Here is a 24052-nt window from a genome sequence, read left to right as displayed (position 1 = left end):
CGGCCCTCCCGACACCGTTCGGGAGGGCCGATCGCGTTTCCGCTGCCGGCGGCGGTCCGTCCACCCCCAGGGGCAACTCGGCTATACTGCGCTCCCCGCGGTGCCGGCCTCCGGCCACGGCCCCGCGCGACCATACATGCGCCCGTAGCTCAGCTGGATAGAGTACTGCCCTCCGAAGGCAGGGGTCGTGGGTTCGAATCCCGCCGGGCGCACCATTTTCCTGCGGCACCTGCACCTTCCATGGCGTTATGCGCCATGGCGTCGCTTCGCGTCCGCCACGTTGCTTTATGCTCCGTGGCATGCCCACGCCTGCCACCGCCGCTGCCGAGAAACCGCTTGCCGCCAGGGTGCTGGTGATCGGCCATCGCGGCGCCAGTGCGCTGCGCCCGGAGCACACGCTGGCTTCGTATGCGAAGGCGATCGCCGACGGCGCCGACTTCATCGAGCCGGACCTGGTGATGACGAAGGATGGCGTGCTGGTGGCGCGCCACGAGAACGAGATCGGCAGCACCACCGACGTGGCCGACCATCCCGGGTTCGCCGCGCGCAAGACCAGCAAGGTGATCGATGGCAGGCAAGTGACTGGCTGGTTCAGCGAGGACTTCGGCCTGGCCGAGCTGAAGACGCTGCGCGCACGCGAGCGGCTGCCGCAGCTGCGCAGCACGCGGTACGACGGCCGGTTCCCGATCGCCACGCTGGACGAGATCATCGACCTCGCTGCCGCCGAGTCGAAGGTGTGTGGCCGAATCATCGGGATCATTCCGGAGATCAAGCACGGCACGTATTTCCGGGACATCGGCCTGCCGCTGGAAGACAAGCTGCTCGCCACGCTGGCCGCGCACGATTACACGCGCACGGCCCCGATGGAGATCCAGTCGTTCGAGGTCGGCAACCTGAAATACCTGCGCGGCAAGCTCGCCGACGGCATGCACGGCAACATCCGCCTGCTGCAGTTGCTCGGCGACGCGGGAGAGCAGCCGTACGACGCGGCTGCGGCAGGCGGCAAGCAGACCTACGCGCAGATGATGACGCCGGCCGGGCTGCGCGAGATCGCCGGGTATGCGGATGCGATCGGGCCGGGCATCCGCGCGATCATCCCGCTGGAGTTCAACCGCACGCTCGGCGCACCCACCGGCCTGGTGCACGACGCGCACGCTGCCGGCCTCGAGGTGCACCCGTACACCTTCCGTCCCGAGAACCATTTCCTGCCGCCCGACCTGTGGCAAGGCGCCGACCCGCGCCACGTCAACGAAGCCGGTTCCGTCGCCGAGATCCGCCGCTACCTCGCCACCGGCATCGATGCGTTCTTCACCGACGATCCGGCGATCGGGCGCAAGGCGCTGGACGGGCGCTGAACCATGAAAGAGGCGCCTTGCAGGCACCTCTTCGTGCATGCCGGATCGAGCGAAGTCAGCTTTTCCTGATCGCGAAATCCTGCTTCGCCACCGGCTTGCCGTCGAGCGAGATCTCGACCTTGTACTTGCCTTCCGGCCACAGGTCGGGGTTCTGCACCTTGAACGTGGTGACGGCGGGGCCGTCGGTGGCGATCGACTGGCTGATGCTGCTGACCAGCTGGCCCTGGCCTTCCAGGTAACTCCACTTCGCGTTGAGCGTGGCGCCGCCGGTGCTGCCTTCGGTGGCGACGCTGGCGTAGATGGTCTTGTCGTCGGTGGCGAAGCTGCTGCTGGCGCGGGTCACCTGGTGCTCGGCGTTCACCGCGCTGCCCAGGGTCAGCTTGGCCACCGTGAGCGGCGCGGGCATGGCGGCCGGGGAGGTCACCGACGCGGCGCTCGCCACGCTGGCCGTGCCAGCCGGGGCTGCGCCGGCAGGCGGCAACGCTGCCGCCGTGCTGGCCGGTGCGGGCGCCGTCGTCGTTGTCGCCGGCGCGGTGCTGGCCGGTGCCGGCGCGCCGGCCGGTGCCGGTTCGTTCTTGCCGCAGCCGCCGAGCAGCAGGCCGGCCACGGTGGCGCCGTACAGCACGGTGAAACGCATGGATCGTGTCATGGGAACTCCGGTGTCGATGACGTGGCAGATGCCGCTCCCTGGCTGGGGCAGGACAGCCCTTTTTCAACAACTTGTGAGGTCAGGACACCGAGGCTAGCGCCGTCGATCTGAAGCGCTGATTACCGGCGGAAATCGCCGGGCACGGACTTTCACGCGGCAACGACGCGTGGCGCTACTGCCGAACCGTGCGCGGATTGCCGGGCGTGGCCGGCGTGCTGCTGCGGAACGGGTTGATGTCCAGCCCGCCGCGGCGGGTGTAGCGCGCGTACACGCTGAGCTGCCGCGGCGCGCAGCGCTGCGTCAGGTCGACGAAGATGCGTTCCACGCATTGCTCGTGGAATTCGTTGTGGGTGCGGAACGAGACCAGGTAGCGCAACAGGCCGGCGTGGTCGATCGGCGCGCCGTGGTAGGCGATCTGCACGCTGCCCCAGTCGGGTTGCCCGGTGACCGGGCAGTTCGAGCGCAGCAGGTGCGAGACCAGGGTTTCCGCCACCGGCATGGCGGCGGTGTCGGCCTGCAGGAAATCGGCGTTCGGCGGGCCGTAGTGGTCGATGGCGATGTCCTGCCCGTCGAGCAGGCGTCCATCCAGATCGACGACGGGAAGCGCAGCGGCGCGTGCGTCGCGCAATTGCACGTTGACCACCGCGCCGGCCGCCGCGGACAGGTCGTGCATCAGGGTGGCGGACAGCGTCGCGGCGTCGGCGATGCGTTCCTGCGCGAAGCCGTTGAGGTACAGCTTGAACGACTTCGATTCGATGATGTGCGGCGAGGACGCCGGCACATGGAACTCGGCCAGCGCCACCTGCGGCTTGCCGCGCAGGTCGAGCCACGACAGCTCGTAGGCGTTCCAGATGTCCACGCCATGGAACGGCAGCGTTTCGGCCACGCCGATCTCGGCGCGCTTGTCCGCGCGCGGGATCGGAAACAGCAGGCGCGGATCGTAGCGGTCGGCGTAGACGGTGTCCTTGCCGAGCGGGGAGTGTTCGGGGGTGCTCATGCCGCGCAGTTTAGCCGCCCTGCGAGACACGGGTGGGACCGGGACCTCCCCGGCCCTCCCCTGCGAGCAGGGGAGGGCGTGGCGGGTTACATGTTGACCATGTGCATGCCCGAGCTGACGTAGCGGTCGCCGGCGGCGGCGTCCGGCGGGAACACCGCGTCGATCGCCGCGATTTCGGCCGCGCTGAGCTGCACGTCGAGCGCGCCGAGGTTTTCGTCCAGTCGCGAGCGTTTCCTGGTGCCCGGGATCGCCAGCACGTCGTCGCCCTGCGCCAGCACCCAGGCCAGCGCCAGCTGCGCGGGCGAGCAGCCCTTGTCGGCGGCCAGCGCTTTCACCTGTTCGACCAGCTGCAGGTTGCGGGCGAAGTTGTCACCCATGAAGCGCGGGCTGGTGCGGCGGTAGTCGTCGGCGTCGAAATCGTCTGGCGAGCGGATCGCGCCGGTGAGGAAGCCGCGGCCCAGCGGCGAATAGGCGACCAAGCTGACGCCGAGCTTGCGGCAGGCGGCGAGCATGCCGTTCGTTTGCGGGTCGCGCGTCCACAGCGAGAACTCGCTTTGCAGCGCGGCGATCGGGTGCACCTTGCACGCACGTTCCAGCGTGGCGCCGGAAGCCTCGCTCAGTCCGAGGTAGCGCACCTTGCCGGCGGCAACCAGTTCAGCCATCGCGCCGACGGTCTCCTCGATCGGCACGCCCGGGTCGACGCGATGCTGGTAGTACAGGTCGATCGTGTCGATGCCGAGCCGCTGCAGGCTGGCGTCGCAGGCCGCGCGCACATAGTCCGGGCGGCCGTTGACGCGGCGCGCCTGCGGGTCGTCCGGATCGCGCATGATGCCGAACTTGGTGGCGATGAAGGCCTGCTTGCGGCGGCCCTTGATCGCCTTGCCCACCAGTACCTCGTTGGTGTGCGGGCCGTACATGTCGGCGGTGTCGAGCAGGTTGAGGCCGCGATCCAGCGCGTGGTGGATGGTGGCGATCGATTCGGCGTCGTCGTGCCGGCCGTAGAACGCGCTCATGCCCATGCAGCCGAGGCCGAGGGCGGAGACGGTCGGACCGTTATGGCCGAGAGTGCGGGTCTGCATGGTGGTCGTTCCGGTGGGTGAAGGTGGGTGCATGGTGCGCCGCGACGGAAAGCGGATAAATGCTCAATAATGGTCATCACCATTTCAAAAGAAGCAACAATGCCATGGACCGACTCGAAGCCATGCGGCTGTATACGCGGATCGTCGAGCTGGGCAGCTTCACTGCCGCGGCGGACGACCTGAACCTGCCGCGCGCCACCGTCACCCATGCGATCAAGCGGCTGGAGACGCAGCTGGGCGCGCAGCTGCTGCAGCGGACCACCCGCCGCGTGCATGCCACCCGCGACGGCGAGACCTACTACGGCCATTGCCTGCGCCTGCTGGCCGACGTGGACGAGGTCGAGACGGATTTCCGCGAGGCGCGGGTGCAGCCGAAGGGCCGCCTGCGCATCGACCTGCCGGCGACGCTGGCGCGCCTGCTGGTGATTCCCGCGCTGCGCGATTTCTTTGCGCGCTACCCGCAGATCCAGCTGGACATCGGTACCGGCGACCGCTTCGTCGACCTGGTGCGCGAGGGCGTGGATTGCGTGCTGCGCATCGGCGAGCTGGGCGATTCGGGCATGGTCGGGCGCCGCGTGGCGATGCTGGAGCAGGTCACCGTGGCCAGCGCCGCCTACGTGCGCCGGCATGGCCTGCCCGATGCGCTGGCCGCGCTGCAGGACGGACACCTGGCGGTGAACTGGGTCTCGCCGACCACCCACCGGGCCGAGCCGCTGGAGTTCATGGTCGGCCGCAAGCGGCGCGAAGTCGTGCTGCCGGGCTGCGTCAGCGTGAGCGGCGTGGATGCCTACCTCGGCTGTTGCGAAGCCGGCCTGGGCATCGCGCAGATGCCGCGTTACCGCATCGTCGATGCGCTGAAGAGCGGCCGGTTGCGCGAGATCCTGCCGGCGCACCCGCCGCCGTCGTTGCCGATGACCATCCTGTACCCGCAGCAGCGGCAGATGCCGGCGCGGCTGCGGGTGTTCGTGGACTGGCTGGTGGAGCTGACGACGGGGCAGCGTTGAGGCGGATGCCTACGACGCGCGCGGCGGGCCGGGGCGTGGTGCGCTGGTGCCCAGGGTATCGCTGGTCAGCGGCGCGCCGGCGGTGATCAGGGCGCCGCGCTGTTCGTCCAATGGCAGGCGCAGCATGCAGTCCTCGAAGCCGGCCAGTTTCTGGAACACCGGCAACGCCTGCACCTGCGCCACCAGCGCGGCCATCAGCGGCCAGCGTTCCGCGTCGATCGCGTAACGCACGAACGAGGCGGTGCGGAAGAAGCTGGCGAGGCTGATGTCGGCGATCGACAATGCGCCGAACACGAAGCCGTCGTCCGGCAGCTGCCTTTCCAGGTAGTCGAGCGCGGCGGGGATCTCCACCTCGCGCGCATGCTGCACCACCGCCTCGTTGGGGGCTTCGCCGAAGACGTGGCGCTTGATCGCGAGTTGGTGGAACAGCCGCCAGATCAGCCCGTCGGCCAGCCGCGTGTCGGCGTATTCCTCCAGCCAGCGGGCGCGCGCGCGGTCGGCGATGTCGCGCGGGTAGAGCGCCGGCGTGGGCTGCCGGTCTTCCAGGTACTGGCAGATCACCGAGGAGTCGTTGAGCACCAGTTCGCCGTCGAGCAGCACCGGGATGCGGCGCAGCGGGCTGAGCCGGGTGAACTCGTCGTTGCCGACGAACGGCGCGATCGGGTCGACCTCGTATTCCAGCCCTTTCAACTCAAGGCATGCCAGCACCTTGCGCACATAGGGCGAGAAGTAATTGCCGATGACTCTGAGGCGCTGCGGCATGACGCGACTCCGGGAACACGGGTGCCGCAGCGTGCGACGGCCGGCGCAGGCCCGTCAAGCGGGGCCTGCGGCGGTGTTCAGCCGGCGGCATCCGGCAGCGCCGGGATCGCCGTGGGCGAACCGTTGGAATCCAGCGCGATCATCACGAAGCGGCCGGTGGTGCAGATCCGGCGGTCGCCGCTGAGCGGATCCTCGGCGGTCATTTCCACCTCGACGTGCATCGAGCTACGGCCGACCTTGACCACGCTGGCGACCAGTTCGACCAACTGGCCGGTACGGACCGGCACGCGGAAGTTCACCTCCTCCGAGCGCGCGGTGACCACGGTGCGCCGTGCGTAGCGCGAGGCCACGATGAAGGCGGCCTTGTCCATCCAGGCCAGTGCCTGGCCGCCGAACAGGGTGCCGAGGTGGTTGGTGTGATCCGGGAAAACCATTTCCAACAGGCGGGCTTCGATCGGGGCAGGGGGCATCGGGATCGCTTCTCTGGGGAGGCGGGGCGGGTTGCATGCCGTCCATGCGGTGGCGCATCTTGCGGCATGAGTGGGGGCAATCGGGACCAATGGCAGGGGTGCCATCGGTCATGCTCACGTTAGCATCGGGTGTTCGGGTGCATCTGGGCCAGGGTCGGCAACCGCAGAAATCCGCTTTCGCAAGGGGAACGCAACATGGGCTTGAAGATAAGCAGTTCGCGCGTGCTTGGCGCGCTGGTCATGGGAACACTTTCCGCCGGCGTCGCCGCGCAGGGACGGACGCTGAGCGCGGACGACTACGCGCGGGCGGAACGCTTCATGAGCTACAACACCGCGCCGCTGGTCGATCACACGGTGCAGAAGGTCGACTGGCTGGACGATGGCCACTTCTGGTACGTCGACCACGATGCCGGCGGCGACCACTTCGTGCGGATGGATGCGGCCAGCGGCAAGACCGCGCCGCTGTTCGACCAGGCGAAGCTGGCAGCGGCGCTGGGCGAGGCCGGCGGCAAGCCGGTCGATGCGAAGAAATTGCCGGTGACCGGCTACGAGGCAAGGCCGGACGGCCGCATCGATGTCGCCGTGCGCGGCAAGCACTACGTGTGCGACCTCGCCGCCGCCGAGGCGAGCTGCGTCGACCGCGCCTCGCTGGTGAAGACCGGCAAGGAGCCGGGCGCGCTGTCGCCGGACAAGAAGAGCGAGGCGTTCATCCGCGACTGGAACCTGTGGCTGCGCGACGTCGCCAGCGGCCAGGAGACCCAGCTCACCACCGACGGCGTGGAGAACTTCGGCTACGCCACCGACAACGCCGGCTGGAAGCACACCGACAACGCGATCGTGGAGTGGTCGCCGGATTCGAAGCGGATCGCCACCTTCCAGCAGGATCAGCGCAAGACCGGCGAGATGTACCTGGTCAGCACCAACGTCGGCCATCCGAAGCTGGAGAAGTGGAAGTACCCGCTGGTCGGCGACAAGGACGTGACGATGATCGAGCGCGTGATTATCGACGTGGCCGCGAAGAAGGTCACGCGCCTGCAGATGCCGCCGGACCAGCACCGTTCCAGCCTGTGCGACGACGTCAGCTGCGGCCCCGACGGCGGCTGGGACGACGTGAAGTGGGCGGCCGACGGCAAGACCCTGGCCTTCGTCTCCACCTCGCGCGACCACAAGCACGAATGGTTCCGCATTGCCGACGCGACTACCGGCAAGGTGCACACGGTGTTCGAGGAAGTGGTGCCGACGTACTACGAGAGCGGCAACGGCGCGGTGAACTGGCGCTACCTGCCCGAGACGAACGAGGCGATCTGGTTCAGCGAACGCAACAACTGGGGTAACCTGTACCTGTACGACCTCACCAGCGGCAAGCTCAAGCGCGCGATCACCAAGGGCGAGGGCAACGTCACCGAGGTGCTGAAGGTCGACCCGAAGACGCGCACCGTGTGGTTCCGCGGCGTCGGCCGCACCGCCGGCGTGAACCCGTACTACCAGCAGTTCTTCAAGGTCAGCCTGGACGGCGGCAAGCCGGTGCTGCTCACGCCGGAAGCAGCCGACCACACCGTCACGCTGTCGCCGGACGGCAAGTCCTTCGTCGATGCGTACTCCACCCCGACCACGCCGCCGGTCACCGTGCTGCGCAGTTCGGACGACGGCCGCGATCTGGCGAACGTGGCCACCGCCGACATCTCGCGCCTGAAGGCCGCCGGCTGGGTGCCGCCGATCCCGTTCACGGTGAAGGGGCGCGACGGCAAGACCGACCTGTACGGCATGATGTTCAAGCCGACGAACTTCGATCCGTCGAAGAAGTATCCGATCATCGACTACATCTACCCGGGTCCGCAGACCGGCTCGGTGCGCGGGCGCAGCTTCTCCTCCGCGCGCGCCGACCACCAGGCGATGGCGGAACTCGGCTTCATCGTGATCGCGCTCGACGGCATGGGCACGCCATGGCGTTCGAAAGCGTTCCACGACGCCTACTTCGAGCACGTCGAGGACAACACCCTGCCCGACCAGGTGCTGGGCCTGAAGGAACTCGGCAAGAAGTATCCGTGGATCGACCTCGACCGCGTGGGCATCTGGGGCCACTCCGGCGGCGGCAACGCCACTGCGGCCGCAATGTTCCATTACCCCGATTTCTTCAAGGTCGGCTGGGCCGAAAGCGGCAACCACGACAACCGCAATTACGAAGACGACTGGGCCGAGAAGTGGCAGGGCCTGCTGGTCACCGACAAGGACGGCAAGACCAACTACGACGCCCAGGCCAACCAGAGCTTCGCGAAGAACCTCAAGGGGCGGCTGATGCTGGTGCACGGCACGATGGACGACAACGTGCCGCCCTACCAGACCCTGCTGGTGGCCGACGCGCTGATCAAGGCGAACAAGGATTTCGACCTGCTGCTGATCCCGAACGTCCACCACGGCTACGCCGAGGCCACCCCGTACGCCACCCGCCGGCGCTGGGATTACTTCGTGCAGTACCTGGCCGGCAACACGCCGCCGCACGAGTACCAGCTGAAGGCGTGGCCCTGGCGCTGAGCGTCAGCCAGGCGATGCGCCGGTCCATCCGGATCCGGCGCATCGCCTGCCGGGGCGGCGCGTAACCGGCCCCACCGCTGTCCGCTGGATCGCCGCTTGCTCCGCGAGACGTTCTGCAACGAACGCTCGCGGCTGTTCCGGTCAGCGCAGGCTCGTCGGCTTGGCGACGCCTTTGGCGATCGCTTCGTCGAGCAGCTTGCGGATCTGCTGGCTGGCCTGATTGCTGGCCTGTTGCTGGCGCTTGCCCAGTGCTTCCTGTTGCGCTCCAAGCGCTTCCTGTTGCTTGCCCAGTTCGGCCTGCTGCCGGCCCAGTGCCGACTGTTGCTGGCTGAGCTTTTCCTGCTGCCGATCGAGTTCCTGCTCGCTGGCTTCCAGCTCGGCACGGTTCGCCTGCGCTTCCGCGGAGCGTTCATGCTGGCCGGATTGCGCGGCGAGCGTGGCTTGCCGGCTGGCCAGCATGGCGCGCTGGCCGGCGAGCTGCCCTTGCCTGGCGCCCAGCGCGCCCTGCTGCGCGCCCAAGGCTCCCTGCTTGCCGCCGAGCGCACCTTGCTTGCCGCCCAGTTCGCCTTGTTGTCTGGCCAGGGCGTCGACCGGCGCGTAGGCGGCCTTGGCGCGTTGCACGTAGGCGGGGTCGTCGATCAACCAGGCCTTGTCGCCACGGCGAAACCATATAGTGGACTTGCCGTCCCGCTGCAGGCGCTTCGCGGCGGCGAGGTCGACGTCGCTGCCGTTGACGATGGCCGCATCGCCGTCGAACAGCGCGAAGCCTTCGCCGGCGTCGGTATGGATGGCGACGTTGGCGTGATGGACGCGCAGACCGCTGGCGTCGTGCGGCGGGACTGGTGGCAGCGGTGGTGCCGGCGGCGGGGCGGGCGGGGCGGGGAGTGATGCCGCTGGAGGGGCCGGCGGCGGTGGCGGCAGCAGGCTTGCCTGGGTGGAAGCCGATGTGGCGGGAGTGTTGTCCGCGCCGGCCGCCGTCACGCGATAGGGCAGCACGCCGACGAGGGCGATCAGTGCGACGAGCAGCCAGCCGCGCGTGCGCGACGACGGCTGGTTCACGGTTTGCTGCAGCATGGTCAGTCGCCTCTTGAGGTTGTGGAAGGACGGGGAGGCGCCGGCAAGGCCGGCGTGCATCGGTTGCGCCACGCCGAGGCGCAGCAGCAGGCGGCCGTAGTCCTGCGGCGTGGCGTGGTCGTGCTGCACGACCTGCGCATCGCAGGCCGATTCGCGGTTGAGTGCGTACTCGCGCATCGCCCAGCGCACCAGCGGATGGAAGCAGAACAGGCACTGCGCGAGCGCCGGCACCCAGGCCAGCCACAGGTCGCCGCGGCGCAGGTGGGCCAGTTCGTGCGCGAGCGCCATCGCCGCTTCGTCGGCGCTGAGCGTGTGGCCGGCCGGCAGCAGCACGGTGGGCCGCCACAGGCCGGTCACCTGCGGCGAGATGATCGCGTCCGAGACGCGCAGCCGTGGACAGCGGCGCAAGCCGAGTTGCCGCGCCTGCTGCGTGCACAGCGCTTGCAGTGAGGCATCGCGCAAGGCCTGCGATTCGTGCAGCATGCGGCGCGCCTGCCGCCATTGCCGCAGCGCGATCAGCGCCTGCAACAGCAAGGCGACCAGCCACAACAGGGCGATGCCGGTGCGCCAGGACGGCGCCGGTGCGGCCGGTGGAGCGACCGACGGCAGTGCGGCGTCGGCGGTCGCCGTCGTGGCGAAGAACACCACGGGCGGCGTGACCGGCGCGGTCGCTTCAAGCGGTGCGGGCGACAGCAGCGGAAGCTCCAGCGGCGCGTGCCACAGCAGGCCGAGCAGCAACTGGGCGCCGACCAGCCACCACAGCGTGCAGCGCATCGCCGCCGACAGGCGTGGCCACAGTCGGCCGGCCAGGTAGACGGCGCCGATCAGCAGGGCGGCCTGGATGGACGTCCAGACCAGTCGCGTCAGCAGGATGTCGGCGAAATGATCGAGTGCGTCCATCTCACGACTCCTTGCGCCGCGATTGCAGCTGCGCCACCAGCGCTTCGAGCTCGGCCAGTTCGGTGTCGGAGACTTCGGCACGCTCCGACATCCAGGCCACGAACGGCGACACCGAGCCGCTCAGCGTCTTCTCGACGAAGCTGCCCACGGCGCTGCGCATCACTTCGCCCGGGCCGGTGGCGGTGCTGTAGCGGAACATGCCCTTGAGCTGCCGGCGCTTGAGATAGCCCTTGCCGCGCAAGCGCTCCATCATGGTCAACACGGTGGAGCGGGCCAGCCCGCGCGGCTCGCCGAAGCTCGCGGCCACCTCGCCGACCGAGGCGGCGCCGCATTCGTCGATGTGGTGCAGCAGCGCCAGTTCCTGGTCGCCGATGGTGGGCTTGCGCATGACGGACGGTCCGTTTGACTACATGTGTAGTCAAACTACGCCATGCCTACACATGTAGTCAATAGGCCGTCCGGCATATCGCTCAGAACGCCATGTCGAATGCCACCTCGCCCTGCACGCCGACCTGGTAGGCCGAGACACGGCGCTCGAAGAAATTGGCCAGTTCCTGCACGTCCTGCAGGTCCATGAAGTCGAACGGGTTCTTCGCGCCGTATTTCTTCGGCATGTCGAGCTGGGCGAAACGCTGGTCGGCGCAGTACTCCAGATACTGACGCATGTCCTTCACCGACATGCCGGCCACGCCGCCGGACAGCACGTCCTCGGCGAACTGGGTCTCGCAGGCGATGGCGTCTTCCATCATCTCCTCGACCTGCGCACGCATCGCGTCGTCGAACAGCTCCGGTTCCTGCGCGCGCACGGTGCGCACGACTTCGAACGCGAACGCCATGTGCCCGCTCTCGTCGCGGAACACCCAGTTGGTGCCGGCGGCGAGACCGTGCAGCAGGCCGCGCGAGCGCAGGTAGTAGACATAGGCGAACGCGGCGTAGAAGAACAGGCCCTCGATGCAGGCGGCGAAGCAGATCAGGTTGAGCAGGAACTGGCGGCGGTGCTCGCGCGTTTCCAGCCGCTGCAGACCCTGGATCGAGTCGATCCACTTGAAGCAGAACGCGCCTTTCTGCCGGATCGACGGGATCGTCTCGATCGCCGCGAACGCACCGTTGCGCTCGGCCGGGTCGGGGATATAGGTGTCCAGCAACGTGAGGTAGAACTGCACGTGCAGCGCTTCCTCGTACAACTGGCGCGACAGATACATGCGCGCTTCCGGCGCGTTGATGTGCTGGTACAGGTTAAGCACCAGGTTGTTCGAGACGATGGTGTCGCCGGTGGCGAAGAACGCCACCAGGCGCTGGATCAGGTGACGGTCGGCGGCGGACATCTTCGTGTCGAGGTCGCGCGTATCCATCGAGAAATCCACCTCCTCGACGGTCCAGGTGTTCTTGATCGCGTTGCGGTACATCTCGTAGAAGCCGGGGTAGCGCATCGGGCGCAGGGTGAGTTCGAAGCCCGGATCGAGGATGTGGGCGTTGCGGGTGGGTTGGGCGGACATGGGGTTCCTTCGATTCAAAGCTTGCGCGCATAGGCGTCATGCACGAAGCGGCTGACATAGGTGGCGAGGCCGCGGCCGGCTTGCGCCAGACGCTGCATGTTTCCAATGTGTTTGCGGCCGGTGACCTCGTCGGTGTATTCGTAGACATCGCCGTTGACGAAACGAACGCGGATGAAGCCGTCACCGCATTCGTACGCGGTGACGCCGGAGTGACCGTCGAGATTCCGGTAACGCCTCATCGCGACACCTCACGACGCTATTGGCAGGCCTCGCAATACTCCGGGTTCTCAAGTGAACAAAACACCGCCGCGGCAGCTTCGGCCTGGTCCGGCACCGCCGATACCGTGGTCTTGGCGATCTTCGTGGCCGGCCGCGAGCGCAGGTAATACGTCGTCTTGATGCCGGACTTCCACGCGTACATGTACATCGAGCTCAACTGGCCGATGTTCGGGTTCTCCATGAACAGGTTCAGCGACTGGCTCTGGTCGATCCAGGCGCCGCGCGCGGCGGCCAGGTCGATCAGCGACTTCTGCGGCAGTTCCCACACGGTACGGTAGATCTGGCGCAGGCGTTCGGGGATCGCCGCGATGCCCTGGATCGAACCTTCCGCCAGCTTGATCGCGTCGCGGATTTCGGACGTCCACAGGCCAAGCACCTTCAGCTCGTCGGCCAGATAACGGTTCACCTGCAGGAAATCGCCGGACAGCGTCTCGCGCTTGAACAGGTTCGATACCTGCGGCTCGATGCATTCGTAGCAACCGGCGATCGAGGCGATGGTTGCGGTGGGTGCGATCGCGATCAGCAGTGAGTTGCGCAGGCCATGTTGCTTGATGCGTTCGCGCAAGGCGTTCCAGCGTGCGCCATCGTGCGGCGCGGCGCCGGGCCAATGATCGAACTGCAGCTCGCCGTTCGCGGCGCGGCTTTCGGCGAAGCCGGGGTGCGCGCCTTCCGCCTCGGCCAGCTCGCATGACTGCGACAAGGCGTTGAAGTAGATCTCCTCGGCGATGCGCGTGGACAGCGCCAGTGCCTCGGCCGAGTCGAACGGCAGCCGCAACTTGAAGAACACGTCCTGCAGGCCCATCACGCCGAGTCCGACCGGACGCCACTTCATGTTGGCGGTACGTGCGGTATCGATGGGGTAATAGTTGAGGTCGATTACCCGGTTGAGCTGGCGCACTGCGGTGCGTACGGTGGCGGCGAGCTGGTCGAAGTCGAATGCGCCGTCGACGACGTGCCGCGCCAGATTCACCGAGCCCAGGTTGCACACTGCCGTCTCGGTCGCCGAACTCACTTCCAGGATCTCGGTGCACAGGTTGGACAGGTGGATCACGTTTTCCGGTTTGGCCGTCTGATTGCTGGTGGCGTTGCAGCGGTCCTTGAACGTCATCCAGCCGTTGCCGGTCTGCGCCAGCGTGCGCATCATGCGGGCGTACAGCTCGCGTGCCTTCACCGCCTTCACGGCCAGGCCGTCGGCCTCGGCTTGGGCGTAGGCGGCATCGAACGTCTCGCCCCAGCTGTCGACGAAGTGCGGCACCACCTTCGGATCGAACAGCGACCAGTCGCCATCGTTCTCGACGCGGCGCATGAACTCGTCGGGGATCCAGTTGGCGATGTTGAGGTTGTGCGCGCGACGGGCGTCGTCGCCGGTGTTGTCGCGCAGTTCGAGGAAGTCCTCGATGTCGGCGTGCCACGACTCCAGGTACACGCAGGCCGCGCCTTTGCGCTTGCCGCCCTGGTTCACCGCGGCGACCGAGGCATCCAGCGTCTTCAGCCACGGCAGCAGGCCGTTGGAGTGGCCGTTGGTGCCGCGGATCAGCGAGCCGCGCGAACGCACGCGCGAATACGCCAGGCCGATGCCGCCGGCGAACTTGCTGAGCTTGGCGACGTCGGCGTACTTGTCGTAGATCGACTCCAGCGAGTCGACCGGCGAATCCAACAGGTAGCACGAGCTGAGCTGCTCGTGGCTGGTGCCGGCGTTGAACAGCGTGGGCGAGCTGGCGATGTATTCCAGCGACGACAGCAGCCGGTAGAGTTCCAGCGTCTCGCCGATCTCGTTGCCGCCCAGCGCGCAGGCGATGCGCATGAAGAAATGCTGCGGCGTCTCGATCACCCGCCGTTGCTGCGGATGGCGCAGCAGGTAGCGGTCGTACACCGTGCGCAGGCCGAAGTATTCGAAGCGGCGGGTGGCCAGCGGGTCGATCGCATCGTTGAGCTTGCGTGCGTTGGCGGCCACGAAATCGCGCAGGCGATCGTTGAGGATGCCCAGCTCCGCGCCGCGCGCGATCGACTGCGAGAAACTCTGGATTTCCTGACCGCTGACTTCCTTGTCGATGTACGCGCCGAGCAGCCGGGCGGCGAGCTGGCCGTATTCGGGTTCCTCGGCGGTCAGGCCGGCGGCGGTGCGGATCGATAGTTGGTCCAGTTCCTGGGTGGTGGCGCCGTCGTACAGGCCACCGATGGTTTTCAGCGCCACGCGCAGCGGGTCGACCCCGTGCAGGCCTTCGGCGCTGCGCGTCACCGCGCGCACGATCTTGTTGACGTCGACGGTTTCCTGGCCGCCGTTGCGCTTGGTCACGCGCATCTGCGCAGGGTTGTGCGGCGGGGTCAGTGCGAACGCGGTTTCGGGTACGGATGTTTCGCCGATGGCGGCGGACGAATCGGCGCGCGCGACGGTGCGCTCGCGTTCGGTGGTATCGAGAGGGTGCATGGCTGGTGGCTCCGGCATGGACATCAAACGCCTGCTCCCGCGCGCAGGGCCTGATAGCGATGGATTCCGGAGGCGGCGCGCAAGCCGGGCACCGTGCGGCGTCCTGCTCCACGACGCACTTCCCCGCGGAAGCCGTCACTACGCACCGGGACACGTTCGTCCCGGTGTGCCGGCAGGTCTTCGGACTTGCGGACATGGATCAAAGCGATCCGCCTACTTGCTCCCGCTTCCCAGCCGCCGAGGGCCAGTGCATGTGGGTGCTTTCGTTTCCGCTTTACCGCTGCGGGGCAGTTCCGGATTCACACCGGATTCCCTTTTAAGCCCGACCGATGTCGCATCTGGTCGGGCACCGACGCGCACAACATATCGGGTGACCTGGGAAGGGTCAACCCAACAAGTTGTGTATAAGTCGGAGTGGAAGCCGCTTATGGCGAGTGCCGGCGCGGGCTGCCGCAAAATTACAACGCGTCGAGATCCAGCTCGCCGGTGCGGATGCGGATCACCTGTTCCAGCGTGCTGACGAAGATCTTGCCGTCGCCGATCTTGCCGGTGCGGGCGGAAGACTGGATCGCTTCCAGCACGCGGTCGAGCTGATCGTCGGCCACTGCCACTTCCAGCTTGATCTTGGGCAGGAAGTCGACCACGTATTCGGCACCGCGATACAGCTCGGTATGGCCTTTCTGGCGGCCGAAACCCTTCACTTCGGTGACCGTAATGCCCTGTACGCCGACTTCGGCCAGCGTTTCACGCACGTCGTCCAGCTTGAATGGCTTGATGATCGCCACGACCAGCTTCATGGGTGGTTCCTTGAAAGGCATCGGTTATGCCGAAGGTGCATTTTGCCTGTCCGGCGGGGCATTGTCGCACTGAGAACGGCACGTGTAGGACAATCCCTACAGTTTTTGACGGAGCATACCGATGGCGCGCCCGATTTCCCTTCACCTAGTATTTACCTCGACGAGCTCGAGGCGCTATCCATGATGGATAGGCAGGATATCGACAAGATTGCCCTGCGACTTGTGTCGTTGGTACCGCCAGGGGTGGCACAGGCGCATCAGGATTTGCGAACCAACTTCCAGGACGTTCTGGTGCAGGGACTGCGCCGCCTCGACCTGGTCACCCGCGAAGAATTCGAAGTCCAGTCCCAGGTACTGGCGCGTACCCGCGCCAAGGTCGACGAATTGGAGCGACGCGTGGCCGAACTGGAGGCCACGGTGGCTGCCCGCGCGGGTCAGTGACAAACCACCTCCCGGGAGCCGCCTCCGATCCGTCACCCTCACCCCGAGAACGATCGGAGGCGGTTATTTATTAGCACTGCTGGATGGAGTCGCTTGATGATCGTTTCTGTCAGCGACCCATCCTCCATGCGTCGGCGATCAGCGGCCGCATGAGTCTTGCCGTCACCCTCAGCCGCGCCCAGGAAGGGATCGCCGCACCGCAGGTGATGGTCGAGGTACACCTTTCCGGCGGCTTGCCGTGCACCAATATCGTCGGCCTGCCCGAGGCGGCGGTGCGCGAGGCGCGCGATCGCGTGCGCGTGGCGATCCAGAACACCGCCTTCGAATATCCCGGTCGCCGCGTCACCGTGAACCTGGCGCCGGCCGAATTGCCCAAAGACGGTGGCCGTTTCGACCTGCCGATCGCGCTGGGCATCCTCGCCGCCAGCGGCCAGGTGCCGCGCGAGAAACTGGATGACTGCGAGTTCCTCGGCGAGCTGGCGCTGACCGGCTCGCTGCGCAGCGTCTCCGGCGTGCTGCCGGCGCTGCTGCGTGCGCGTGCGCGCGGGCGCCGCGTGGTGGTGCCGCTCGAGAACGCCGCCGAAGCGGCGCTGGTGCCGGACGTGGACGTGCGCGTGGCCGATACCCTGGCCGAGGTATGCGGCTGGTTGCGCGGTGCGCACGAGCTGTCGATGCCGGTCGGCATTCCCAGCAACGGCGGCGCCGACGACGGGCCGGACCTGGCCGACGTACGCGGCCAGCTGCAGGCGCGGCGCGCGCTGGAGATCACCGCCGTCGGCGGCCATCACCTCTTGCTGGTGGGTCCGCCGGGCACCGGCAAGACCATGCTGGCCGAGCGCCTGCCTGGCATCCTGCCGCCGCTGTCGGAATCGGAGGCGCTGGAAACCTGCGCCGTGCTGTCGGTGGCCGGGCAGGTGACCGACCTGGCGCGCTGGCGCCGGCGTCCCTTTCGCGCGCCGCACCACACCGCGTCGGCGGTGGCGCTGGTCGGCGGCGGTTCGTATCCGCGCCCGGGCGAGATCTCGCTGGCGCACAACGGCGTGCTGTTCCTGGACGAGCTGCCCGAGTTCAGCCGGCACGTGCTGGAAGTGCTGCGTGAGCCGATGGAATCGGGCCACATCATGATTTCGCGGGCGGCGCGGCAGTCGACCTTTCCCGCCCAGTTCCAACTGGTCGCGGCAATGAATCCCTGTCCCTGCGGCTACGCCGGCGACCCGCGTTGCCAGTGCACGCCGGATCAGATCCAGCGCTACCGCGCACGCATCTCCGGGCCGCTGCTCGATCGCATCGACCTGTGCGTGGAAGTGCCGCCGGTGCCGCTGGCGGAGCTGGGCACGTCGCGCAATGAGCGCGACGAGGATTCCGCCACGGTGCGTGCGCGCGTACTCAAGGCGCGCCGGCAATCGCTGATGCGGGCGGGGCGACCGAATGCCGAGATCAGCACGCGCGAGCTGGAGCGTGACTGCGCACTGGGTCCTGCCGAGCGGCGCTGGTTCGAGAGTGCACTGGAGCGGCTGGGCCTTTCCGCACGCGCCTACCATCGCGTGCTGCGGGTGGCCCGCACGATCGCCGACCTCGACGGCGGCGCCGCGCTGCTGGAGCGCGAGCACCTGGCCGAGGCGCTGCAGTACCGTCGTTTCTGAGTTTCGCCTGCCCGCTGGACGTCTCTGCCGGTGCGTGTTTCGATGGCGGCCCGATCTTCCAAGGACTGCGATGACTATCGAGCTGGGCCTGATGCTCGCCGGCATGCTGATGATCGGCTTCCTGGCGCAATGGCTGGCGTGGCGGGTCAAGCTGCCGGCGATCCTGTTCCTGCTGCTGGCGGGTATCGTGCTGGGCCCGGTCAGCGGTGTACTCGATCCGGACAAGCTGCTCGGCGAGCTGCTGTTTCCGACCGTGTCGCTGGCGGTGGCGCTGATCCTGTTCGAGGGCAGCCTGACCCTGCGTTTCCACGAGTTGCCGGGGATCGGCAAGGCGGTGCGCGGGCTGGTCAGTTATGGCGCGGTGGCCTCGTTGCTGCTGCTGGCGCTGGCTGCGCATCTCGTCGCCGGCCTGGCCTGGCCGATCGCGCTGCTGTTCGGCGCGCTGGCCTGCGTGACCGGGCCGACGGTGATCGCGCCGATGCTGCGCACCCTGCGCCCGAACGCGCGCATCGCCAACACGCTGCGCTGGGAAGGCATCGTGATCGATCCGCTGGGTGCGCTGTTTGCGGTGCTGATCTACGAGGCGATCGTGTCGCGCCAGGAGGGCCACACCATCGGCATCTTCGTGGCGACGATCGGCTGCGGGGCGGTGATCGGGGCGTTGTCCGCCTGGCTGATGGCGTTCTTCCTGCGCCGCCAGATGATCCCCGAGTACCTGCAGAACTACGCCGTACTGGCCGCGGTGCTGCTCGCCTTCAGCGTTTCCAACACGATCACCCACGAGTCGGGGCTGCTGGCGGTGACGATCATGGGCATCGCGCTGGGCAACCTGCGCGGCGTGCACATCGACGACATCCTCGACTTCAAGGAAAGCCTCACCACGGTGCTGGTGTCGCTGCTGTTCATCCTGCTGGCGGCGCGGCTGCACTGGCCGCTGCCGGACGGCATGCTCGGCGCGGGCATCGCCCTGTTCGTGATCGCGCAGCTGGTGGTGCGGCCGCTGACCGTGGCGATCTCGAGTTTCGGCAGCGGCTTGAATTGGCGCGAGCGTACGCTGATCGGCTGGGTGGCGCCGCGCGGCATCGTGGCGGCGTCGGTGTCGGCGCTGTTCGCGCTGCGCCTGGACCAGCTCGGCGTGGCTGGTGCGGAGGCGCTGGTGCCGCTGGTGTTCACCCTGATCATCGGCACGGTGATCCTGCAGAGCGCCACCGCGCGGCCGCTGGCGATCTGGCTGAAGGTGGCCGAGCCGGAGCCGCGCGGCGTGCTGATCTTCGGTTCCGATCAGGTCGCCCGTGCGATCGGCAAGGCGCTGGACGAGGCCGGCTTCCGCGTGGTGCTGGCCGACGATGACTGGGACGGCATCCGCCAGGCGCGCATGGACGGGCTTGCCACGTTCTTCGGCAACCCGGCCTCGCCACATGCCGAACGCCACCTCGACCTCACCGGCATCGGCCGGCTGCTGGCGGTCTCCACCCATCGCGAGCGCAACTCGCTGGCCTGCGTGCATTACCGGCAGGAGTTCGGGCGCGAGAAAGTGTATCGGCTGCGCAACCTGACCCCGCAGGAAAACACCGACCGCGCGGCACTGGCCGGCAGCCTGCTGGCACCGCCGCTGTTCGACGAGGAAATGACCCACGGCCGCTTCGCCGAGATGATGCGCGACGGTTGGCGGATAAAGACGACCCGGCTCAGCAGCACCTTCGACTGGCCGCACTTCATCGAGCAATACGGCTCGAACAGCGTGCTGATGTTCGGCGTGGAGGAGAAGGGCGCGTTGCGGGTGGCCTCGGCCAAGCGCGAGCTGGAGCCGAGGCCGGGCTGGACGGTGATCGCGCTGGTACCGCCGTTGAAGGCAGTGGTGAGTGGAGAGGAGTGAGAAAAGAGTAAAAGCACAAGCGTGCGAAACCCCACTCGATTCTCACTTCTCGTTCCTGCACTCGCTCCTCTCCATCACGCGGCGGCGTGGCGGGCGAACTGCGCTTCCTCGGTCGAGCCTTTCAGCGCGGTGGTCGAGGACTGGCCCTGCTGGATCGCCTGGGTCACCTGGTCGAAGTAGCCGGTGCCCACTTCGCGCTGGTGCTTCACCGCGGTGAAGCCGCGCTCGGCGGCGGCGAATTCCTTTTCCTGCAGGTCGACGAACGCGCTCATCTGGCGGCGCGCGTAGCCGTGCGCCAGGTCGAACATGCCGTAGTTGAGGCTGTGGAAGCCGGCCAGGGTGATGAACTGGAACTTGTAGCCCATTGCGCCAAGCTCCTTCTGGAAGTTGGCGATGGTGGCGTCGTCCAGGTTCTTCTTCCAGTTGAAGCTGGGCGAGCAGTTGTAGGCCAGCATCTTGCCGGGGAATTTCGCGTGGATCGCCTCGGCGAAGCGGCGCGCGTCGTCCAGGTTCGGCTTGCTGGTTTCGCACCAGATCAGGTCGGCGTATGGCGCGTAGGCGAGGCCGCGACTGATCGCCTGGTCCAGGCCGGGCTTGACGCGGAAGAAGCCTTCGACGGTGCGCTCGCCGGTGATGAAGGGCTTGTCGTTCGCGTCGATGTCGGACGTGAGCAGGTCGGCGGCGTCGGCGTCGGTGCGCGCCACCAGCAGGGTCGGCACGCCGGCGACGTCGGCGGCCAGGCGCGCGGCATTCAACTTGTCGACCGCCTCGCGGGTCGGCACCAGCACCTTGCCGCCCATGTGGCCGCACTTCTTCACCGAGGCCAGCTGATCCTCGAAGTGCACGCCGGCGGCGCCGGCCTCGATCATCGCCTTCATCAGCTCGAACGCGTTCAGCACGCCGCCGAAACCGGCCTCGGCGTCAGCCACGATCGGCACCAGCCAGTCGCAGTCGTCCTTGCCCTCGGCGTGGTGCAACTGGTCGGCGCGCAGCAGGGTGTTGTTGATGCGCTTGACCACCAGCGGCACCGAGTTGGCCGGGTACAGCGACTGGTCGGGGTACATCTCGCCGGCCACGTTGGCGTCAGCCGCGACCTGCCAGCCGCTCAGGTAGATCGCCTGCAGGCCGGCCTTGACCTGCTGCATCGCCTGGTTGCCGGTGAGCGCGCCCAGCGCATTGACGAAGTCCTCCTGGTGCAGCGACTTCCACAACCGCTCGGCGCCACGACGGGCCAGCGAGTGCTCGACCGCGACGGTGCCGCGCAGGCGCACCACGTCCTCGGAGGTGTAGTTGCGCTGCACGCCGGTCCAGCGCGGGTTGTTGTTCCAGTCCAGGGTGATCTGTTCGGCGGTGGGCAGGGTGGTCTTCATGGCGTGACTCCGTGGCGAAGGTTCGGGTGGATCAGGCTTGAATGGGGCAAGCTCGAATGGATCAGGCGAGCTGGTCGTAGGCGGGCAGGGTGAGGAAGTCGCTGAGTTGATCGGCGTGGGTCATCGCCGTGAGCAGCGCTGCTGCGGCATCGGCACGGGTGGCGCCGGGGTGACGGCTGTCGCGCAGGCGATGGGTGTGCGTGGCCACCGCGTGGTCGAACAGCGCGAAGTCGATCGGTGCGTGGTCGGGGAATTCGAGGTGGCCCCCGGCCGGCGCCCCGCCGGCCGGAACGTCGGCATGGTGCAGCCACTGCCACAACTGCGCGCGCGCGATTTCGGCGGTGGCGGCGTCTTCCATCAGGTGGTGGATCGGCACGCAGCCGAGGCCGTCCAGCCAGGCCGCGGTGTAGCGCAGGCAGACCTCGACGTTGTTGTCGAAACCGGCGCGGCTAATCGTGCCGTTCGGCGCGGCGAGCAATTGTTCGCGGGTCACCTGCACGTCCTTGCGCAGCACACGCAACTGGTTCGGCGCCGGCATGTACTGGTCGAAGATGTCCTGCGCCACCGGCACCAGCGCCGGGTGCGCGACCCAGGTGCCGTCGTGGCCGGCCTGCACCTCGCGCAGCTTGTCGGCGCGCACCTTGGCCAGCGCCGCCTCGTTCGCCGCGTCGTTGCCCTTGATCGGGATCTGCGCGGCCATGCCGCCCATCGCGAACGCGCCGCGGCGATGGCAGGTCTGGATCAGCAGCTCGGAATACGCCTTCAGGAACGGCGCGGTCATCTGCACCTGGCCGCGCTCCGGCAGCAGGCGGTCGCGATGCCCGCGCAGGGTTTTCAGGTACGAGAAGATGTAGTCCCAGCGGCCGCAGTTGAGGCCGACCGCGCGGCGGCGCAGCGCGTGCAGGATCTCGTGCATCTGGAACGCCGCCGGCAGCGTCTCGATCAGCACGGTGGCCTTCATCGTGCCGACCGGCAGCTGCAGCTCGTCCTCCGCCGCGGCCATCACCGCGTCCCACAACGCGGCTTCCTCCATGGCTTCGAGTTTCGGCAGGTAGAAGTACGGGCCGCGGTCGCGGCTGTGCAGCGCGCGCGCGTTGTGGAACACGAACAGGCCGAAGTCGACCAGCGCACCGGCCATCGGCTCGCCATCCACGCTGAAGAACTTGTCGTGCAGGTGCCAGCCGCGCGGGCGCACCACCAGCACCGCCGGCTTGTCGTTGACGCGGTACTCCCGGCCTTCGGGCGAGGTGAACGCGATGGTGCCGTTCACCGCGTCGCGCAGGTTGATCTGGCCGTCGAGCTGGTTGGCGAAGGTGGGCGCCGAGGAATCCTCGAAGTCGGCCATGAACACCTTTGCGCCGGAGTTCAGCGCGTTGATGATCATCTTGCGTTCGACCGGCCCGGTGATCTCGACGCGGCGGTCCTGCAGTGCGGCCGGGATCGGCGCCACGCTCCACTCGGACTCGCGGATCGCCCGCGTGTCGGCGCGGAAATCCGGCAGGCCGCCGGCGTCGTAACCCGCCTGGCGCTCGCGCCGGGCTTGCAGCAGGCGCTGCCGGGCGGCGTCGAAGCGGCGGTGCAGCTGGGCCAAGAAACCCAGCGCCGCGGGGGTCAGGATGCTTTCGTAACCGGCGTGGTCGGCATGGATCTCGACGGTGCCGGTATCGAGTCGTTCCTGCGGTACTGCCATGGGGGTCGCTCCGTGTCGTGGATGACTCGAAGCTAGGGAGAAATCATGTATTTGACAAAGTGAATGTTTTAATCATTATTATGAGCAAAGCCAATGTCTATTCCAACTGACTGAATAAATTCGATGAAAAGGCCTGGCAACACGCTGAACAAGCCGAAAAAGTCGCGCCGCAACGCAACAAAAAAGCGTGTCGTTGGCGAGCATGCCGACGAGGCGGGCGGCCGTTTCTACTACAAAGGCAACCGCCACAAGCAGCTGCGCGCGTTTGTCAGCGTGGTGAAGCTGGGCACCCTGACCCGCGCCGCCGAGGCGCTGTACCTGTCGCAGCCCACGATCAGCCTGCAGCTGCAGGCGCTGGAGCGGGAACTGGGAGTGAGCCTGCTCGAGCGGCGCCGGCGCCGCATCAACCTCACCGATGCGGGTGAGGCGCTGTACGAACTGGCGCGGCCGCTGGTCGAGGGCTGGGACACGCTGGATCGCGACTTCCAGGCGAAGGTAAAGGGCTTGCAGGCCGGCCGGCTCACCATCGCCGCCGGCACCTCGACCATCCAGTACCTGCTGCCCGAGCTGGTGCGCCGCTATCGCGAGCGCTTCCCCGCGGTGCAGCTGCAGCTGGCCAACGTCACCGGCAAGGACGGCCTGGCCCTGCTGCGTGCCGACGATGCCGACTTCGCGGTCGGCTCGATGCTCGACGTGCCGAACGACATCGCGTGGGCGCCGGTGCACCACTACGACCCGATGCTGATCATGCCGCCGGATCATCCGCTGGCCGCGAAGGAAAAAATCACGCTGGAGGATATTTCGCCCTACGGGCTGATCCTGCCGCCGCAACGGCTGTCCACTTACCGGCTGGTCGACCTGGTGTTCCAGCAGCAGCAGGTGCCGTACCACGTGGCGATCGAGGTCGGCGGCTGGGACGTGATCAAGGAGTACGTGGCGATGGGCATGGGCATCTCGATCGTCACCGGCATCTGCATCAGCGCGGCCGACCACGGCCGCCTGGCCGTGCGCAACATGAAGCAGTTTTTCCCGCAGCGCAGCTACGGCGTGGTGATGCGCAAGGGCAAGTTCCTCAGCGCCGAGGCGCGCGCGTTCATCGACCTGATCCGCCCGGGCCTGCTGACCCATCGCGACTACGACGAGTCGGGCCATTCGGCGCGCTGAGCAGTATCGCAGGGCCATCGCATCGCGGCTGGCCACAGCACCACGT

The 24052-nt window shown here is 67.5% G+C and carries 20 protein-coding genes, 1 tRNA gene and 1 riboswitch; of the genes, 8 read left to right on the top strand and 13 right to left on the bottom strand.

Translation table 11 applies throughout. The features are described 5' to 3' along the window. The first annotated feature begins 138 nt into the window (after positions 1 to 138). Positions 139 to 215, top strand: a tRNA-Arg gene (locus tag KK131_RS07445). An 84-nt stretch (positions 216 to 299) separates the two neighbouring features. After that, positions 300 to 1355, top strand: a complete 1056-nt coding sequence (locus KK131_RS07440; protein WP_250887032.1) for a glycerophosphodiester phosphodiesterase — start codon at positions 300 to 302, stop codon at positions 1353 to 1355. 55 nt (positions 1356 to 1410) lie between these two features. Here the strand turns inward: KK131_RS07440 and KK131_RS07435 are convergent, their stop codons facing one another. The 3 genes from KK131_RS07435 to KK131_RS07425 form a co-directional block, all read right to left on the bottom strand. Next, entirely contained in the window at positions 1411 to 2004 is a 594-nt protein-coding gene (locus tag KK131_RS07435) for a hypothetical protein (RefSeq protein ID WP_214556028.1), read from the bottom strand. 172 nt (positions 2005 to 2176) lie between these two features. Beyond that, positions 2177 to 3001 carry an NADPH-dependent 7-cyano-7-deazaguanine reductase QueF gene (gene queF / locus KK131_RS07430; protein ID WP_214556027.1) on the bottom strand — a complete coding sequence of 275 codons (825 nt, stop codon included), beginning with the start codon at positions 2999 to 3001 and terminating at the stop codon, positions 2177 to 2179. Positions 3002 to 3087: 86 nt separating this feature from the next. Continuing rightward, positions 3088 to 4080 carry an aldo/keto reductase gene (locus KK131_RS07425; RefSeq protein ID WP_214556026.1) on the bottom strand — a complete coding sequence of 331 codons (993 nt, stop codon included), beginning with the start codon at positions 4078 to 4080 and terminating at the stop codon, positions 3088 to 3090. Between the two features lie 104 nt (positions 4081 to 4184). Between KK131_RS07425 and KK131_RS07420 the strand changes: the two genes are divergently transcribed. Next, positions 4185 to 5084 (top strand): LysR family transcriptional regulator, encoded by a 900-nt coding sequence (locus tag KK131_RS07420; protein ID WP_214556025.1) that lies wholly within the window; start codon positions 4185 to 4187, stop codon positions 5082 to 5084. A 9-nt stretch (positions 5085 to 5093) separates the two neighbouring features. On the opposite strand, the gene KK131_RS07415 is transcribed toward KK131_RS07420, so the two are convergent. Further along, a complete protein-coding gene (locus KK131_RS07415; protein ID WP_214556024.1) occupies positions 5094 to 5846 on the bottom strand; it encodes a glutathione S-transferase family protein in 753 nt (250 codons plus the stop codon). Positions 5847 to 5923: 77 nt separating this feature from the next. Beyond that, positions 5924 to 6316, bottom strand: a complete 393-nt coding sequence (locus KK131_RS07410; RefSeq protein ID WP_214556023.1) for an acyl-CoA thioesterase — start codon at positions 6314 to 6316, stop codon at positions 5924 to 5926. 195 nt (positions 6317 to 6511) lie between these two features. Between KK131_RS07410 and KK131_RS07405 the strand changes: the two genes are divergently transcribed. Further along, the gene (locus tag KK131_RS07405; protein WP_214556022.1) at positions 6512 to 8848 is read left to right on the top strand and encodes a DPP IV N-terminal domain-containing protein; all 2337 of its coding nucleotides are present in this window, start codon (positions 6512 to 6514) and stop codon (positions 8846 to 8848) included. A gap of 141 nt (positions 8849 to 8989) precedes the next feature. Here KK131_RS07405 and KK131_RS07400 read toward each other — a convergent pair whose 3' ends face one another. The 6 genes from KK131_RS07400 to glnK form a co-directional block, all read right to left on the bottom strand. Then, on the bottom strand, positions 8990 to 10822 hold the full coding sequence (locus tag KK131_RS07400; protein WP_214556021.1) for a M56 family metallopeptidase: 1833 nt from the start codon (positions 10820 to 10822) through the stop codon (positions 8990 to 8992). A 1-nt stretch (position 10823) separates the two neighbouring features. Beyond that, positions 10824 to 11210: a BlaI/MecI/CopY family transcriptional regulator gene (locus KK131_RS07395; RefSeq protein WP_214556020.1), complete on the bottom strand. Its 387-nt coding sequence runs from the start codon at positions 11208 to 11210 to the stop codon at positions 10824 to 10826. An 82-nt stretch (positions 11211 to 11292) separates the two neighbouring features. Further along, positions 11293 to 12318, bottom strand: coding sequence for a ribonucleotide-diphosphate reductase subunit beta (locus KK131_RS07390; RefSeq protein WP_214556019.1), 1026 nt, complete (start codon positions 12316 to 12318; stop codon positions 11293 to 11295). 14 nt (positions 12319 to 12332) lie between these two features. Beyond that, complete coding sequence (locus KK131_RS07385) at positions 12333 to 12557, bottom strand: hypothetical protein (protein ID WP_214556018.1); 225 nt, start codon at positions 12555 to 12557, stop codon at positions 12333 to 12335. A 17-nt stretch (positions 12558 to 12574) separates the two neighbouring features. Beyond that, positions 12575 to 15025 carry a ribonucleoside-diphosphate reductase subunit alpha gene (locus KK131_RS07380; RefSeq protein ID WP_214556017.1) on the bottom strand — a complete coding sequence of 817 codons (2451 nt, stop codon included), beginning with the start codon at positions 15023 to 15025 and terminating at the stop codon, positions 12575 to 12577. Positions 15026 to 15178: 153 nt separating this feature from the next. Further along, a riboswitch (cobalamin riboswitch) is annotated at positions 15179 to 15394 on the bottom strand. 89 nt (positions 15395 to 15483) lie between these two features. Next, positions 15484 to 15822, bottom strand: coding sequence for a P-II family nitrogen regulator (gene glnK, locus KK131_RS07375; protein ID WP_214556016.1), 339 nt, complete (start codon positions 15820 to 15822; stop codon positions 15484 to 15486). Between the two features lie 180 nt (positions 15823 to 16002). Here glnK and KK131_RS07370 point away from each other — a divergent pair, with 180 nt between their 5' ends. The 3 genes from KK131_RS07370 (at position 16003) to KK131_RS07360 (ending at position 19782) form a co-directional block, all read left to right on the top strand. Next, positions 16003 to 16263 carry an accessory factor UbiK family protein gene (locus KK131_RS07370; protein WP_214556680.1) on the top strand — a complete coding sequence of 87 codons (261 nt, stop codon included), beginning with the start codon at positions 16003 to 16005 and terminating at the stop codon, positions 16261 to 16263. A 149-nt stretch (positions 16264 to 16412) separates the two neighbouring features. Then, a complete protein-coding gene (locus tag KK131_RS07365; protein WP_214556015.1) occupies positions 16413 to 17906 on the top strand; it encodes a YifB family Mg chelatase-like AAA ATPase in 1494 nt (497 codons plus the stop codon). A 70-nt stretch (positions 17907 to 17976) separates the two neighbouring features. Next, positions 17977 to 19782, top strand: coding sequence for a sodium:proton antiporter (locus KK131_RS07360; protein ID WP_214556014.1), 1806 nt, complete (start codon positions 17977 to 17979; stop codon positions 19780 to 19782). A gap of 74 nt (positions 19783 to 19856) precedes the next feature. Here the strand turns inward: KK131_RS07360 and aceA are convergent, their stop codons facing one another. After that, positions 19857 to 21152 carry an isocitrate lyase gene (gene aceA / locus KK131_RS07355; RefSeq protein ID WP_214556013.1) on the bottom strand — a complete coding sequence of 432 codons (1296 nt, stop codon included), beginning with the start codon at positions 21150 to 21152 and terminating at the stop codon, positions 19857 to 19859. A 61-nt stretch (positions 21153 to 21213) separates the two neighbouring features. Continuing rightward, positions 21214 to 22842 (bottom strand): malate synthase A, encoded by a 1629-nt coding sequence (gene aceB / locus KK131_RS07350; protein ID WP_214556012.1) that lies wholly within the window; start codon positions 22840 to 22842, stop codon positions 21214 to 21216. Positions 22843 to 22965: 123 nt separating this feature from the next. Between aceB and KK131_RS07345 the strand changes: the two genes are divergently transcribed. Further along, the gene (locus KK131_RS07345; RefSeq protein ID WP_214556011.1) at positions 22966 to 24006 is read left to right on the top strand and encodes a LysR family transcriptional regulator; all 1041 of its coding nucleotides are present in this window, start codon (positions 22966 to 22968) and stop codon (positions 24004 to 24006) included. The last annotated feature ends 46 nt before the right edge of the window (positions 24007 to 24052 follow it).

Source organism: Rhodanobacter sp. LX-99 (assembly GCF_018599185.1).
Lineage (GTDB): Bacteria > Pseudomonadota > Gammaproteobacteria > Xanthomonadales > Rhodanobacteraceae > Rhodanobacter.
This window is presented reverse-complemented; position numbering and strand designations above follow the sequence as displayed.